Source organism: Myceligenerans indicum, from assembly GCF_016742955.1.
GTDB classification, from domain to species: Bacteria; Actinomycetota; Actinomycetes; order Actinomycetales; family Cellulomonadaceae; genus Myceligenerans; species Myceligenerans indicum.
In genome coordinates this window covers 100,479-115,190 of record NZ_JABBYC010000002.1, presented here as the reverse complement: position 1 = coordinate 115,190, position 14,712 = coordinate 100,479, and the positions used below count along the sequence as shown (strand labels likewise).

Below are 14,712 nucleotides of genomic sequence, written 5' to 3'. Positions count from 1 at the left end.
CCGAACTCCCTGGAGAACCCGATGCCTGAGTACCTCCATGCCCGAAACCGGGCAGGAGCGGCGCACCCGACCACGGTGCGAGTCGACACCCCCACCATCGAGCACCACCGGGTCCCGTTCGGGATCGGCGAGGCCCGGCCCCGCATCAGCTGGGTCACCACGGCCCCGGCAAGCTGGGCCCAGACGGGCGTGGAACTGCGGCTCGAGCTCGACGGCCAGGTCCGTACCCACGAGATCCCGACCGGGGAGTCGGTCCTGGTGCCGTGGCCCTTCGAGGCGTTGCGCCCGCGGGACAGGGGCCAGCTCTCGGTGCGCGTGTGGGGAGCCGACGGCGACCGGAGCGGCTGGAGCCCCGCCACCACGATCGAGGCCGGCCTGCTCCGGCCCGGGGACTGGGTCGCGCGTGCGATCGGCGCCGGCTGGACCGAGGGGCCGGCGGGCGACAGACCCCCCGTCCTCCTGAGGTCGGAGGTCGAGGTCCCCGGAACCGTCGTCCGCGCACGCCTGTACGCGACCGCGCACGGCCTCCACCAGACCGAGATCAACGGCATCCGTGTCGGGAGCGACGAGCTCTCGCCGGGCTGGACGAGCTACCACAACCGGCTGCGCTACTACACCTACGATGTGACCGGCCTGGTCCGTACGGGGCACAACGCGATCGGCGCCTGGCTCGCGGACGGCTGGTTCCGGGGCAGGCTCGGGTTCGACGGCGGTCATGTCGACCTCTACGGTGACCGGACGGCCTACCTCGCCCAGCTCGAGGTCGTGCTGTCCGACGGCCGGCGCATCGTGCACGCCACCGGCGACGCGTGGCGCAGCGCCCCGAGCCCCATCCTGGCCGCCGGGCTGCTCGAAGGCGAGCACTACGACGCCGGCAGGGAGCAGGCAGGCTGGTCCACCAGCGGTTTCGACGACTCCGACTGGGTGCCGGCCGGGCCGCGCCGTATCGACCTCGCGACCCTCGTCGCCCCGTCGGGTCCGCCGGTCCGGTGCACCCAGGAGCTCGCGCCCGTCTCGGTCGACCGCCGTGCCGACGGGCGCCTCGTCCTCGACTTCGGCCAGAACCTTGTCGGCCGGCTCCGGATCTCGCTCCGGGGCAAGCGCGGGGACGTCATCCGGATGCGCCATGCCGAGGTTCTCGACGGAGCCGGGGAGCTGTGCACCCGGCCGCTTCGCGGTGCGCACTCGACCGACACCTACGTGCTGCGCGGCGACGACACCGAGACGTGGGAGCCGCGGTTCACCATCCACGGGTTCCGGTTCGCCGAGATTTCCGGATGGGGTGACCAGGACGTCCACGGCAGCATCACCGCGAGAGTGCTGCACACCGACATGAGACGGACGGGATGGTTCGAGGCATCGGACCCCGACCTCAACCGCCTGCACGAGAACGTCGTGTGGAGCATGCGAGGCAACTTCGTCGACCTGCCCACGGACTGCCCGCAGCGCGACGAGCGGCTCGGCTGGACCGGCGACATCCAGGTCTTCGCCCCGACCGCGACGTTCCTGTACCAGTGCGGCGGCCTGTTGAGCTCCTGGCTCCGAGACGTCGACGCGGAACAACTGCCCGACGGCACCGTGCCCTGGTACGTGCCCGTCATCCCCGGAGGGGAGCAGTGGACACCGCCACGACCCGGCGCCGGCTGGGGTGACGCGGCGGTCCTGATCCCGTGGACACTCGGCGAGCGCCTCGGCGACGCGGGGGTGCTCCGCCGCCAGTACGCGAGCGCGCGCGCCTGGGCCGATCTCCAGTACCGGCTCGCCGGACCGCGGCATGTCTGGGACCGCAGCTACCAGCTCGGCGACTGGCTCGACCCCTCCGCGCCCCCGGACGACCCGGCAGGCGGGCTCACGGACCCGAACCTGGTGGCGACCGCGTACTACGCGCACTCGTCGGACGTGCTCGCCCGGACGGCACGCCGCATCGGGTCCGACGACGCCGACGAGCTCGACTCCCGCGCGTACGCCGCGCGACAGGGGTTCCGGGACGCGTACCGGACCGGTGGCGGACGACTGACGTCGGACTCGCAGGCCGCCTACGCCCTCGCGATCGCGTTCGGCCTCTTCGACGAGGACGAGCTGCCCGCCGCAGGGAAGCGTCTCGCGGACCTCGTCCGTGCGGCGGACCACCACCTCACCACGGGCTTCCTGGGAACCCCGGTGCTGCTCGACGCCCTGACCCGGACCGGTCACCGAGACGTCGCCCACCAGCTCCTGGGCCGGCGCACCGTGCCGTCGTGGCTGTACCCGGTGACCATGGGCGCCACGACCGTCTGGGAACGCTGGGACAGCATGCTCCCCGACGGGTCGGTCAACCCGGGGGACATGACGTCGTTCAACCACTACGCGTTCGGCGCCGTCGCGGACTGGATGCACCGCGAGGTCGCCGGTATCGCCTGTCTGGAGCCCGGATGGCGGCGGATCCGGTTCCGGCCGGGTGTGGAGAGCGGGCTCGACTGGGCGCGTGCCGCGCACGAGACCCCCTACGGCCGCGCCTCGATCCGGTGGGAGCGTCGCACCGAGGGCGTGGAGGTGGAGATCGTGGTCCCCACGGGAACCACGGCCGTCCGGGAGTTCCCCGGGATGCCGGACCGTGAGCTGGGGCCGGGCGTCCACACGTCGCTCCTGCCCGAGCCCGCCTGCTGGGGCGAGCCGGTCGGGTAGAGGCGGTGCCCCGCGCTGGGCTCATCCGCGCCCGACTGTCGCCGGCCGGCAGGGCGTGTCGTTGGTGGCGAGCCGGCGCTCGGCACAAGGGGGAGGGACCGGCCCTGGTCCCTCCCCCTTGATCTCCTGGCACCTCCGGGGTGCCGGCTCAGCGCCGCGCGGCGTCGACCAGCTCCCGCAGCCGCCTGAGCTGGAAGTGGGAGACGGCCTCGGCGTCCTCGTCCTCGGCGAACACGTTCGACACGATCAGGGCGTCCTCGCGGTCGAGGTACCCGGTGCCCGCGAGCACACCGAACAGCTCGGTCCAGTCGACGTCGCCGTCGCCGATGCGCAGGTGCTGGTGCACGCGCGCGGCGTTGCCCGGCGGGTTCGAGATGTAGCGCAGCCCGTGGGAGCGGTGGTGGTCGAACGTGTCGGCCGCGTACACGGCGCCGAGGCGCTCGCCGAGCTCGGGGATGAGCGTCGTGGCGCGGTTCCCGTAGTGGAAGGTGTGCGAGCCCACGTACACGAAGCCGACCGAGGCGGAGTTGAGGCCGCGCAGCACGCGCCATGCCTCGAGCCCGTCCTCGACGAAGTCGTCGGGGTGCGGGTCGAAATTCAGGCGCAGTCCCTCCCGCTCGATGCGGGGCAGGATGACCTCCATCGACCGGTAGAACGCGGCCTCGGAGTCCTCCGAACGCTCCGGGCGGCCGGAGAACTCCGTGTTGATGACCGGAATCTCCAGCTCGACCGCGAGGTCGATCACCCGCAGGAAGTTGCGCACGGCCGCTTCGCGCTGGGGCTCGTCGGGCCACGAGATGCGGTGCACCGGCAGAATCGCGGGAAGAGCCACGCCGGCGTCGGCCGCACGCTTGCGCAGCGCGGCCATGAGGCCGTCGTCGGCCTTCGGGTAACGGAAGAACGGCGTGAAGTCCGCGTGCGGCGTGAGCTGCATCGCGTCGTAGCCGGCCCGCGCGACGACGTCGGGGAAGTCGAGCAGGTCGTGGTCGTGGTGGAACGGGGTGGGGTCCAGGGCGATCTGCACCATGGGGGCGGCTCCCTCTCTCGGTTCGGGCGTGGAAGACGGGCGTGGAGGATTCAGGCGTAGAACGCGGGACGCTCAGGGATCTCGACCGGGACGACGCCGCCGTCGAGGGCCTTCACCCCGGCCTCGCACGCGAGCGCGACGCGGTACCCGTCCCAGGCGTTCGGCCCGTCGATCGTGCCGCGCCCGACGGCGTCGACCCAGCGCTGGACCTGGGCCTCGAAGGCCGTGGCGAAACGGGTCTTGAACGACGTGTGGTCGGGCACCGAGAACCTGCCGTCCCGCCAGGTCTGCAGACCCGACGGCTGGCCGATGCGTGCCAGCCCGCTGTCGAACACCGCCTCCGTGGCGACCTGGTAGCCGAACTGGACGCTGACGTTCAGCTCGACGTCGACGAGCACGCCGTTCGCCAGCTCCATGATCACGAGGATCGGCTCACGCAGATGAGCGGGCGAGAGGCGGTTGCGGCGCGGGTACTTCACCTCGACGGAGCGCACGTCGCTGCCCGCGAGCCACGGGACGACGTCGAACTCGTGCACCACCGAGTCGTTGACGAGCATCTGCTGCGTGAACGAGTCGGGGACGGCGGGGTTGCGGTGCACGCAGCGGAGCATCGTCAGCTCGCCCGCGTCGCCGGAGGCGATCAGCTCCCTGAGGGCCTGGTACTCCGGGTCGAAGCGGCGCATGAAGCCGACCTGGATGTGCGGCCGGTCGAGCTTCTGCTCGGCCTGGAGCACCCGCCAGGACGACTCGGGGTCCGGTGCGAGCGGCTTTTCGCACAGCACGGGCAGGCCGGCCTCCAGCGCCGGTAGCAGGACCGCCTCGTGGTATCTGCCGGGGGTCGCGACGAGGACGGCGTCAAGGGCGTCCGCGTCGAGCGCGTCCTCCAGGCGCGCGAAGGTGCGGGCGCCGGTGGCGGTGGCGGCCGCGGCGCCGGCCCGGCCGGGGTCCGGTTCGACGACGGCGGTCACCGCCGCGCCGCTGATGCGGTGGGTGATGCGGGTGACGTGGTCGGCGCCCATGAGGCCGGCTCCGACGACGCCGACCCGGAGCTCGGCCTGATTCTTGGTGGACGCTCCTTCGCGGGACGAGGAGGCCGTGCCGGTGCTGATGCTGTCAGTCACGATGTCCTTCTTCCTTTCACACGCCGTCGTGCGGGGGCACGCGATCAGCCGAGCAGCGGTCGCTGCTTCGCCTTGTCGACGAGGTAGTCCTGGTAGGCGCTCCGGGTCACGTCGATCCGCGATTCCGGTGCCACGGGAACGTCCCACCAGCCCTCGCCGTCGGGGGCGTAGACGAGTGGGTCGGACTCGATGTGGATCACCGTCGAGCGGTCGGAGGCCTTCGCGGTCGCGACGGCGGCACCGAGGTTCTTGATGGCGTCCGGGCCGGGCGAGACCTCGATGACGTCGATGCCGTACGACCGCGCGTTGGCGGCGAGATCGACCGGGAGGATCTCCGTGCCCTCGAAGTTGCGGGCCTGCTCGTCGAAGGTGCGGTACCGGGTGCCGAAGCGGTCGGAACCCACCGTCTCGGACAGGTGCCCGATCGACGCGTACCCGTGGTTCTGCAGGATGATGACGATCACCTTGAGGCCCTCGGCCACGGCGGTCACCAGCTCGGTGTGCAGCATCAGGTACGAGCCATCACCGACCATGACGATCACGTCCCGGTCGGGCGCCCCGCGCCGGACGCCGAGGCCGCCGGCGATCTCGTAGCCCATGCAGGAGAACGCGTACTCGACGTGGTAGCCGAGCGGGTCACGAACGCGCCAGAGCTTGTGGAGGTCGCCGGGCAGCGAGCCGGCCGCCTGCACGATCACGTCGGTGGGGTCGCTCGCGGCCTGCACCGCTCCGATGATCTCCGCCTGGCCGGGCCGGTCGGCGCCGGTGGGTGCGAAGGAGGCGTCGACGACGTCGTCCCACTCCCGTTTCTCGCGGGCGATGCGTTCGGCGTACCCCGACGCGACGCGGTGGCCGGTGAGCTCCGGGACGAGGGCGTCGATCGTCTCGCGGGCATCGGCGATCACGGGGAGCTGCGACCCGTGCTTGTAGGCGTCGAAACCGGTGACGTTGACGTTCACGAACGTCACGTCCGGGTTCTGGAACACGGTGCGGCTCGCGGTGGTGAAGTCGCTGTACCGGGTGCCGATGCCGATGACGAGATCGGCGTCCGCGGCGAGGCGGTTCGCGGCGGTGGTGCCGGTCGCGCCGATGCCGCCGAGGTACTGCGGGTGGTCCCACGGCAGCGCGCCGCCGCCGGCCTGGGACGTGCCGACCGGGATTCCGGTCGCCTCGACGAGGCGGCGCAGCGCATCCTCGGCCCCGGAGTAGATGACGCCGCCTCCGGCGACAACGAGGGGCCGCTCGGCCGCACGGATCGCGGCGACCGCACGGCCGAGCGGACCTGGCTCGGGCAGTGGCCGACGGAGGTGCCACTCCCGGTGTGCGAGGAACTCCAGTGGCACGTCGAGCACCTCGGCCTGGACGTCCTCGGGCAGCGCGATGGTGACGGCGCCGGTCTCGGCAGGGTCGGTCAGCACGCGCATCGCCGCCAGCGCGGCCGAGTAGAGCTGCTCGGGGCGCTGCACGCGGTCGAAGAACCGCGACAGCGGGCGGAAGGCGTCGGTCACCTGCACGCCGATGTCGTGCGGGAGTTCCAGCTGCTGCAGCACCGGGTCGGACACGCGGGTGGCGAAGGTGTCGCTCGGCAGCAGCAGGGCGGGCATGCGGTTGCTCGTGGCGAGCGCGGCGCCGGTGAGCATGTTGGCGGCACCCGGACCCACGGACGCCGCCGACGCGAAGGTCGCCCGGCGCCGGTGCATGCGGGCGTAGCCGACGGACTGGTGCACCATGGCCTGCTCGTTGCGAGCCTGGTAGTACGGCATGAGATCGGGCTCGAGCTCGTTCGCCTGGCGCAGCGCCTGCCCGATGCCCGCGACGTTGCCGTGCCCGAAGATGCCGAAGATCCCGGGGATCGTCCGCTCCCGGAGATCGCCGTCGACGGTCCACTGGCGGGCGAGGAACTCGACGAGGGCCTGCGCCACCGTCATCCGCTTGGTCTCCACGGTCGTCAGCGTCCTTCCTGGGAGGCGGTGTAGGGGAGCCGGGGGTCGAGCGTCTGAGCCTCCCAGCTCGAGCGGACCCATCCGTGGGCGGGGTCGTCGCTGATGCGCCACTCGCGCTCGGCGTCGGGCCCGGCCATGACATTGAGGTAGTAGAGGTCGTAGCCGGGAGCCGCGGCGGCCGGCCCGTGGTAGCCGTAGGGCACCAGTGCCACGTCGCCCGTGCGCACGATCGCGGTGGTGTCGATCTCGCCGGCGGGGGACGAGTAGGTGGCGAACATGCCGAACGGGTCCGCCTCGGCGGGCGCGCCGAGGCCACGCGCGGTGGCCGTCTCGAAGTAGTAGATCTCCTCGAGTCGTGACTCGTGGCCCGCGACGTGCTCGTCGTGCTTGTGCGCCGGGTACGACGACCAGTTCTCGGCCGGCGTGATCACTTCGCACACGATGAGCTTGGAGGCATCCAGGGCGCCCGGAGTGCCGAAGTTGTGCACCTGCCGGCTGGACCGCCCGGCGCCGCGGAGCTCGACGGGCACCTCGTCCCTGCCGATGACCCGGAGAGGATGCCGGGTGGTCGCCGGGGCCTCGGCGACGGCGACGCGCCCGGAACCGGCGATCGTCGCCGTCGTACCGATCGGGAGGTAGATGACGTCGGTCGGCCCGTCGAAGACGGAGGCCCGCCCTTCGAGCTCCACGACGCCGGAGCCGTCCGTCGTGGTCCAGGCGATCTCGCAGCCGCCGGAGAGGGGCACGACGATCCGCTCGGCCTCGGCGGCGGGCAGTCCGCGGGGGCGCCCGTCGCCGAGATCGGCCACTCGCAGGCCGGTGTGGGCCCAGCCGTCGAGCGTCGCGTCGACCACGCTCTCCCAGCCGTTCCGGGAGAGCCCGCCGCGCGGGTGGAACCATGCGTTGCGCGCGTGCATCGCGTGCATCACTCCTTCGTGATCGGTACGTCCGTCGATCGTCGGTGGGTCCTGCTTCCGTCGTACTGCAGTCGCGCGGTCGCCGCGCGGTGGCGGGCGGGGGTTGCCTGACCGACCGTGGTCAGCCGGCCCGCCGCGCCGCGTCAGTCGTTCTCGGGGAACCCGAGGTCGATGCCGCCGTGCGTGGCCGGGTCGAGCCAGCGCGAGGTGATCGCCTTCTGGCGCGTGAAGAAGTCGAAGCCCTGGATGCCGTATGCCTTCGAGTCGCCGAACAGCGAGTCCTTCCAGCCGCCGAACGAGTAGTAGGCGACGGGCACCGGGATCGGGACGTTGATCCCGATCATGCCGACCTGGATCTCGTTCTGGAACCGCCGTGCGGCCCCGCCGTCGTTGGTGAAGATCGCCGTGCCGTTGCCGAACTCACCCGAGTTGATGAGGTCGACCCCGTCCTGGAAGGTCGCCACGCGCACCACCGACAGCACCGGTCCGAAGATCTCCTCGGTGTAGGCCCGGCTGGTGGTGGGCACGTCGTCCAGCAGCGTGGGGCCGAGCCAGAAGCCGTCGTCGGCGCCGTCGACCTCGATCCCGCGGCCGTCGACGACGACCTTGGCCCCGTCCTGCGCGGCGATGTCGATGTAGGAGGACACCTTGTCGCGGTGCTGTGCCGTGACCAGCGGTCCCATGTCGGGCTCGCGGCGGCCGTCACCGACGCGGAGCTTCGCGATCCGCTCCGTGATCTTCTCGATCAGGGCGTCGGCGACGGGCTCGACGGCAAGCACGACGCTGATCGCCATGCAGCGCTCGCCGGCAGAGCCGTAACCCGAGTTGATCGCCTGGTCGGCCACGAGGTCGAGATCGGCGTCGGGGAGCACGAGCATGTGGTTCTTCGCGCCGCCGAGGGCCTGGACACGCTTGCCGTGCCGCGCGGCGGTCTCGTAGATGTACTTCGCGATCGGGGTGGAGCCCACGAACGAGATCGACTTCACCTCGGGGTGGGTGAGCAGGCCGTCGACGGCCACCTTGTCGCCCTGGAGCACGGTGAACACGCCGTCGGGCAGGCCGGCTTCCTTCCAGAGCTCGGCCATCCAGATCGAGGCCGACGGGTCCTTCTCGCTCGGCTTGAGGACCACGGTGTTGCCCGCGGCGATCGCGATGGGGAAGAACCACATCGGCACCATCGCGGGGAAGTTGAACGGGCTGACGACGCCGACCACGCCGAGCGGCTGCCTGGTCGAGTACACGTCGATGCCGGTGGAGACGTTCTCGGAGAACTCGCCCTTGATGATGTGGGGGAACCCGGTGGCGAGCTCCACGACCTCGAGCCCGCGCTGCACCTCGCCGGCCGCGTCCGACACGACCTTGCCGTGCTCGCTCGTGATGATCTCGGCGAGCTCGTGCTTACGCTCGTTGAGCAGCTCGCGGAAGCGGAACACGATGGCCTGCCGCTTGGTCATGGACATGCCCGCCCAGGCGGGGAAGGCACGGGCCGCGGAGGCGATCGCGGCGGCGATCTCGGCCTCGTCCGCGAGCGCGACCTCCTTGGTCTGCTTGCCCAGGGCGGGGTCGTAGACGGGCGCGGTGCGCCCGCTGCGCGACGCGTGGTATTTCCCGTCGATCCAGTGTCCGACGACGGGCAGGCCGCCTTCCTCGACGAACGGGTCGGCGACCGGCAGGTTCTCGGTGCTGTGGTTCATGGCTGTTCTCGACCTTCCGTGGGGTCAGGCTGCTGGCTGGACGTGTACGAGGGAGGCGGCGGTGTCGACGGCCGCGACGACGTCCCCGTCGGGTGGGTAGATCAGGGTGCGGCCGACGACGAGGCCTCGTACGCCGGGCAGGGCGAGTGCCTTCTCCCACGTGGCATAGGTGGCGTCGGGGTCGGCGGTGCGATCGCCGCCGAGCAGCAGTGTCGGCAGGGTGGTGGCTTCCATGACTCGCTCCATCTGGTCGACCACGGGCAGCTTCATCCAGGTGTAGGCGGAGCTGTTGCCGAGCCCCGTGGCGATCCCGACGGACGCGATCACCGAGTCGGGGTCGAGCATGTTCGTGGCCGCGCCACCTCGCCACTCGCTGAGGAACGGTTCGACCATGATCGGCAGGCGCGCCCGCGCGGCGGCCGAGACCGCGCGCGCGTTCGCCTCGAGGGTGTCGGCGGTCGCGGTGTCGGTGAGGTTCACGCGCAGCAGGGTCTTGGCGAAGTCCAGCCGGTCGCGGACGATCGCCGGGATGTCGTAGCCGGTGAATCGGTCGTCGTACTCGAAGGAGGCGCCGCGGAGGCCGCCCCGGTTCATCGAGCCCACCACGACCTTGCCGTCGAGCGCGCCGAGCAGGGCGAGGTCGTCGATGATGTCGGGCGTGCCCAGCACGCCGTCGACGCCGGGCCGCGAGAGCGCGAGCGTGAGACGGTCGAGCAGGTCGTACCGGTCGGCCATGGCCATCGACTCCTTGCCGACGGCGAGCGACCCGCGGGCCGGATGGTCGGCGGCCACGATGAAGAGGCGGCCGGCGTCGGACAGGACCGGTCGGCGGGTCCGGGCGGCGAGTGCCTCGGCGACCCGGTGCGGCTCGCGGGCGCGTAGGTCGCGGAGCCGGGCGAAGCGCTCGGGGGACAGGAAACGTTCAGTGCGCGGCATTTCCGGCTCCTTCGAGTGCGGCCTTGACCTCGGCGGTGGTGGGCATGGCGGTGGAGCACTCGCGTCGCGAGGCGACGATGGCGCCGGCGACGTTGGCGAACCGCAGCATCGGTTCCAGGTCCCAGCCTTCGAGCAGTCCGTGGCACAGCGCACCGCCGAACCCGTCACCGGCGCCCAGGCCGTTGACGACGTTCACGGGGAACGGCGGGACCTCGACCGAGTCGTCGCGGGTCTTGGCGAGCACGCCCTTCGGTCCCTGCTTCACGACGGCGAGTTCGACCCCGTGGTCGAGCAGTGCGTCGGCGGAGCGGTGCGGGTCCGTCTCGCCGACCGCGATCTCGCACTCCTCGCGGTTGCCGACGGCGACCGTCACGTGCGGGAGCGCGCGCTGGACCTCGCGGGTCGCCTCGGCGGGCGAGGTCCAGAACATCGGCCGGTAGTCGAGGTCGAGCACCGTGTGGCGCCGACGGTTGCGGGCGGACCAGGCGACGTGGTGGGCCGAGCGGCTGGGCTCGGCCGACAGGCCGGTGACGGTCGCCCAGAAGACCCGTGCGTCGCGGATCGCGTCGAGATCGAGCGAGGTCGCGGTGATGGTCAGGTCCGGGGCCTTGGGCTTCCGGTAGAAGTACAGTGGGAAGTCGTCGGGCGGGAAGATCTCGCAGAACGTCACCGGCGTGAGCAGGTCGGGTTCGACGCCGACGAACGTGTCGGAGACTCCGAGGCGGACGAGCTCGCGTTTGACGAACCGGCCGAAGGGATCGTCGCCGGTACGGGTGATGACGGCGGTGCGGTGGTCGTGGCGGGCCGCGGCGATTGCCACGTTGGTGGCGCTGCCGCCGAGGTACTTGCCGAACGTCTCGACGTCCTCGAGGCCCACGCCGTCCTGGAGCGGGTAGATGTCGACGCCGACGCGGCCGACCGCGATGACGTCGAAGATCCTGGGTGTGGTGTTCATACGACGGTGTAGAACTCTCTCGATCGGAGGGCCGTGGCATTCATGATATCCATGTCCTAACAAAATGACAATAGGCCATCGGGCTCGGTGTGGAGGGGCGTTCCGCGGCTCGCCACTCGAGCCGACGCGGCCGGTCTGGATGCGACCTCCGTGCTGCTCAGGGCGCCGGCACGAGGATGTCGCGCACGAGCGAGTCGAGCGCCGCGTCCGCCTCGAGGAACTGGCGCAGGGTGCGCCGGGTCGCGCCGAAGCCGGCGAACTCCTCGACGGTCATGCCGTCCGGCTCGTAGGCGCGGCCGAACTCCGGGACGCGTTCGAGCAGGGTCTCGACGATGTGCGAGTCGACCGGGCGGTCGATGCGGTTCTCGACGGCGATCCCGTTGGCGTTGATCCGCTCCTGCCACTCGAACGGCGGGGAGATGACGAGGTCGCCGCCCAGGAGTTCGGACCACTGCATGTGGTTGCGGAACGCCGCGGAGAGGATGCGCGACCGGTATCCGCGCTCCTCGAACAGCGCGTGCGCCCGCTTCAGTGCGGCGACGCCGGCCCACTCGAGATGCCCGGGGTCGATCAGCACACCGTGCTCCTTGACCCAAGCCTTGAGCCAGTCGTCCAGCCGCCCGCCCATGATGGTCACGACCGAGCCGAACTCGCGCTCGGGGAGCCCGGCGGCGCGACGTCGGTCGAGGCCGCGCTCGATGGCCTCGGCGACGGCGAGCGCCTGGGGCACCGTGAACGACACGGTCGCGTTGATGCTCACGCCGTGGAAGGTCGCCTCTTCGATGGCGCGGATGCCGACGGCCGTCGCCGGGATCTTGACGATGATGTTCTCGGCGAGCCCGGAGAAGCGCACGGCCTGCTCCACCAGGGCGGCCTCGTCGCGGTGGAGTCGCGGATCGGTCTGGATGGAGAGGCGGCCGTCGCGGCCTCCGCTGGCTCGGAAGGCCGGCTCGAGGAGCCGTGCTGCCTGGACGGAGAGTTCCTCGACCACCATCCAGCCGAGCTCCGACTCGCCGGCGGCGGGGTGCTCCTTGGCGAGCTGGGTGATGCGCGGGCTCCAGGTCTCCAGGTCGCTCTTGATGGCGGCCAGGGCGATCACGGGGTTGCACGTGGCGCCGACCGCTCCGAACTCGATCGAGCGGGCGAGCTGCCGCGGGTCCGCCGAGTCGTTCCAGAGGCTGGTGGGGGTGGTGTCGGCGGCGATGCGCAGTGGCAGGGTCTCGGAAGTGGTCGTGGGTGTGTCAGGCATGGGCTTCTCCGATGGTCTCTGGTCGGTGCGCCGTTGGCGCGGCACGCGTCGTCGCGTGACACTCCGGCAAGCGTAGATAGTATGTCTGGACAATACAACCTGGTCTGGGGCTGAGGTTCGTCACACGACCTGACATTCCTCGCCGATGGAAAGTGCTGATAATGTCTAGACATCGTGTCGCGAGGGTCGCGGCGGGAGGGAGCACCATGGCGGACCGGCAGCAGGCACTCCCGGTCGACCTGTTCGTCGATCTCGACCGGTCGGGACCTGTTCCGCTCTACTTCCAGATCTCGAGCCGGCTCGAGGCCGCCATCCAGGACGGCACGTTGCCCGCCGGGTCGCGACTGGAGAACGAGGTGGCGCTCGGCAGCCGTCTCGGGCTGTCCCGGCCCACGATCCGCCGGGCCATCCAGGAGCTCGTCGACAAGGGCCTGCTGGTGCGCCGGCGGGGAATCGGCACGCAGGTGGTACACGGCAAGGTCACCCGGAGCGTGGAGCTCACGAGCCTGTACGAGGACCTCGAACGGTCCGGCCAGGAGCCGACGACCCAGATCGTGTCGATGGAGGTCGGGAAGGCGGACGAGAAGGCGGCCGAGGAGCTCGGCATAGAGAAGGGGCGACCGGTGCTGCGCATTCGCCGGGTGCGTTCCGCGGACGGTGTGCCCATCGCGATCCTCGACAACACCCTGCCGGAGCAGTATCGCGATCTCGATGCCGACGATCTGGCCAAGTACGGTCTGTACCAGTTGCTCCGGGCCAGGGGGGTGACCATGCGGGTGGCGAAGCAGCGCATCGGCGCGCGGGACGCCACCGGTGTGGAGGCCGGGCTGCTCGATATCCCCAAGGGTGCGGCGGTCCTGACGATGACGCGCACGGCGTTCGACAACGCCGGTCGCGCCGTCGAGTGGGGACAGCACTGCTACCGCCCTGACCTCTACTCGTTCGAGATGACCCTCGTGGACCGCTGAGCGTTCGACGTTCTGGTCAGGGGCGCGGCGTGTCGGCCCGGGCGCGCCCGGTGGACTCCCTGACCACCAGTTCGGAGTGGGGCGTGACGGATCGCTCGGGCTGCCGCCCGTCGATCTGGGCCAGGAGGGCGCCGACGATGTCGCGTCCCTGGGCGGCGAAGTCGATGCGGAGGGTGGTCAGCGGGGGAGCGAAGTAGGCCGCGTCGGGGATGTCGTCGACGCCGGTCACGCTGATGTCGCGCGGCACATCGAGGCCCTGGCGCCGGAGGGCGAGCATGGCGCCGAGTGCCATCTGGTCGTTCGCGGCGACGATGGCGCTCGCGTCGAGGTGGGGGCCGAGCGCGGCGACGGCGTCGTGCCCCGACCGTGCGGTCCAGTCCCCGGCCACGATCCCCGCCGAGTGCAGTCCGCGGGCCGCGAGGGCTTCCTGGTAGGCCTGGGTGCGGTTGCGCGCCGCGGGCCAGGTGGCCGGCCCGGCGACGTGCAGGAAGGAGGAGTGGCCGAGCTCGGCCAGATGGTCCACGAGGGCCGGGAAGCCGACGCCGGTCAGCTCGGAGTGTTCCGTGGCGGTGTCGTCCGGCTCGCCGCCGAGGTAGACAGGCACGGTGAACCGTGCCGCCTCGATGGCCGCGGACATCTCGTCGGTGGAGGTCAGCGCCAGGATCCCGGCGAGGTCGTGCTGACGGAGCAGGTCGAGGGTGTCGCGGATCGAGCCGGGATCGCCCATGTCGAGGGTGAAGATGTCCAGCACGTACCCGGCCCGGCGGGCGGCGGCCGCTGCCCCCTGGGCGATGTTGCTCGGACCGTGCTTGTCGATCTCGTGCGTCAGGGCGCCGATCCGGTGCGACCGCCCCGTCGTCAGTGATCGCGCGGTGAGGTTCGGTCGGTAGTCGAGCTCCTCGAGCGCCGCCACGACCCGTTCCCGGGTGGCCGGGCGGATGCCCTGATAGCCCCGGAGGTAGCGCGCCACGGTCTGGTGGGAGACGCCCGCGGCCTTGGCGACGTCGTAGATGGTGGCCGGCTTGCCGTCGTCGCGCGGCGAGACGTCCACGGTGGTGGGAGAGGCCATCGCACGCTCCTTCAGGCGGGATCGGTGTCGGTCGGATCAGCGTAGCGCCGTCGGCGATCGCTTGACCCAGCATCATGTTACCGGTAACAATCGGATCACGAGCACTTGTTACCGGTAACATCCGGTCCTAGAGTCGCTTTCACGTCACCGACGACAGCAGAGACAACGG

General features: G+C 71.1%; 11 protein-coding genes. 2 read left to right on the top strand and 9 right to left on the bottom strand.

The window, feature by feature from the left end:
- Window positions 1-21 precede the first annotated feature (21 nt).
- On the top strand, window positions 22-2,664 hold the full coding sequence (locus HGK34_RS02795; protein ID WP_201845056.1) for an alpha-L-rhamnosidase: 2,643 nt from the start codon (window positions 22-24) through the stop codon (window positions 2,662-2,664).
- 148 nt (window positions 2,665-2,812) lie between these two features.
- Here HGK34_RS02795 and HGK34_RS02790 read toward each other — a convergent pair whose 3' ends face one another.
- The 8 genes from HGK34_RS02790 to HGK34_RS02755 form a co-directional block, all read right to left on the bottom strand.
- Complete coding sequence (locus HGK34_RS02790) at window positions 2,813-3,691, bottom strand: sugar phosphate isomerase/epimerase family protein (protein WP_201845055.1); 879 nt, start codon at window positions 3,689-3,691, stop codon at window positions 2,813-2,815.
- Between the two features lie 50 nt (window positions 3,692-3,741).
- Window positions 3,742-4,800 (bottom strand): Gfo/Idh/MocA family protein, encoded by a 1,059-nt coding sequence (locus HGK34_RS02785; RefSeq protein ID WP_307815701.1) that lies wholly within the window; start codon window positions 4,798-4,800, stop codon window positions 3,742-3,744.
- A 56-nt stretch (window positions 4,801-4,856) separates the two neighbouring features.
- Window positions 4,857-6,740: a 3D-(3,5/4)-trihydroxycyclohexane-1,2-dione acylhydrolase (decyclizing) gene (gene iolD / locus HGK34_RS02780; RefSeq protein ID WP_201845158.1), complete on the bottom strand. Its 1,884-nt coding sequence runs from the start codon at window positions 6,738-6,740 to the stop codon at window positions 4,857-4,859.
- A 20-nt stretch (window positions 6,741-6,760) separates the two neighbouring features.
- Window positions 6,761-7,672: a 5-deoxy-glucuronate isomerase gene (gene iolB, locus HGK34_RS02775; RefSeq protein WP_201845054.1), complete on the bottom strand. Its 912-nt coding sequence runs from the start codon at window positions 7,670-7,672 to the stop codon at window positions 6,761-6,763.
- A 143-nt stretch (window positions 7,673-7,815) separates the two neighbouring features.
- Complete coding sequence (locus HGK34_RS02770) at window positions 7,816-9,366, bottom strand: CoA-acylating methylmalonate-semialdehyde dehydrogenase (protein ID WP_280517830.1); 1,551 nt, start codon at window positions 9,364-9,366, stop codon at window positions 7,816-7,818.
- Between the two features lie 24 nt (window positions 9,367-9,390).
- Window positions 9,391-10,302, bottom strand: coding sequence for a Cgl0159 family (beta/alpha)8-fold protein (locus HGK34_RS02765; protein ID WP_201845053.1), 912 nt, complete (start codon window positions 10,300-10,302; stop codon window positions 9,391-9,393).
- A complete protein-coding gene (gene iolC, locus HGK34_RS02760) occupies window positions 10,289-11,257 on the bottom strand; it encodes a 5-dehydro-2-deoxygluconokinase (RefSeq protein ID WP_201845052.1) in 969 nt (322 codons plus the stop codon). The genes HGK34_RS02765 and iolC overlap by 14 nt, the downstream gene beginning before the upstream one ends.
- Window positions 11,258-11,414: 157 nt before the next feature.
- The gene (locus HGK34_RS02755; RefSeq protein ID WP_201845051.1) at window positions 11,415-12,506 is read right to left on the bottom strand and encodes a transaldolase family protein; all 1,092 of its coding nucleotides are present in this window, start codon (window positions 12,504-12,506) and stop codon (window positions 11,415-11,417) included.
- A gap of 206 nt (window positions 12,507-12,712) precedes the next feature.
- Between HGK34_RS02755 and HGK34_RS02750 the strand changes: the two genes are divergently transcribed.
- Window positions 12,713-13,474 (top strand): GntR family transcriptional regulator, encoded by a 762-nt coding sequence (locus tag HGK34_RS02750; protein ID WP_201845050.1) that lies wholly within the window; start codon window positions 12,713-12,715, stop codon window positions 13,472-13,474.
- 16 nt (window positions 13,475-13,490) lie between these two features.
- Here the strand turns inward: HGK34_RS02750 and HGK34_RS02745 are convergent, their stop codons facing one another.
- On the bottom strand, window positions 13,491-14,543 hold the full coding sequence (locus HGK34_RS02745) for a LacI family DNA-binding transcriptional regulator (protein WP_201845049.1): 1,053 nt from the start codon (window positions 14,541-14,543) through the stop codon (window positions 13,491-13,493).
- Between the last annotated feature and the right edge of the window lie 169 nt (window positions 14,544-14,712).

Excerpts from the sequence above, each read along its gene's own strand:
- HGK34_RS02795 (WP_201845056.1), top strand. The coding sequence starts at position 22 with ATGCCTGAGTACCTCCATGCCCGAAACCGGGCAGGAGCGGCGCACCCG.
- HGK34_RS02790 (WP_201845055.1), bottom strand. The coding sequence starts at position 3,691 with ATGGTGCAGATCGCCCTGGACCCCACCCCGTTCCACCACGACCACGAC.
- iolD (WP_201845158.1), bottom strand. The coding sequence starts at position 6,740 with ATGACGGTGGCGCAGGCCCTCGTCGAGTTCCTCGCCCGCCAGTGGACC.
- iolB (WP_201845054.1), bottom strand. The coding sequence starts at position 7,672 with ATGCACGCGCGCAACGCATGGTTCCACCCGCGCGGCGGGCTCTCCCGG.
- HGK34_RS02770 (WP_280517830.1), bottom strand. The coding sequence starts at position 9,366 with ATGAACCACAGCACCGAGAACCTGCCGGTCGCCGACCCGTTCGTCGAG.
- HGK34_RS02765 (WP_201845053.1), bottom strand. The coding sequence starts at position 10,302 with ATGCCGCGCACTGAACGTTTCCTGTCCCCCGAGCGCTTCGCCCGGCTC.
- iolC (WP_201845052.1), bottom strand. The coding sequence starts at position 11,257 with ATGAACACCACACCCAGGATCTTCGACGTCATCGCGGTCGGCCGCGTC.
- HGK34_RS02755 (WP_201845051.1), bottom strand. The coding sequence starts at position 12,506 with ATGCCTGACACACCCACGACCACTTCCGAGACCCTGCCACTGCGCATC.
- HGK34_RS02750 (WP_201845050.1), top strand. The coding sequence starts at position 12,713 with ATGGCGGACCGGCAGCAGGCACTCCCGGTCGACCTGTTCGTCGATCTC.
- HGK34_RS02745 (WP_201845049.1), bottom strand. The coding sequence starts at position 14,543 with ATGGCCTCTCCCACCACCGTGGACGTCTCGCCGCGCGACGACGGCAAG.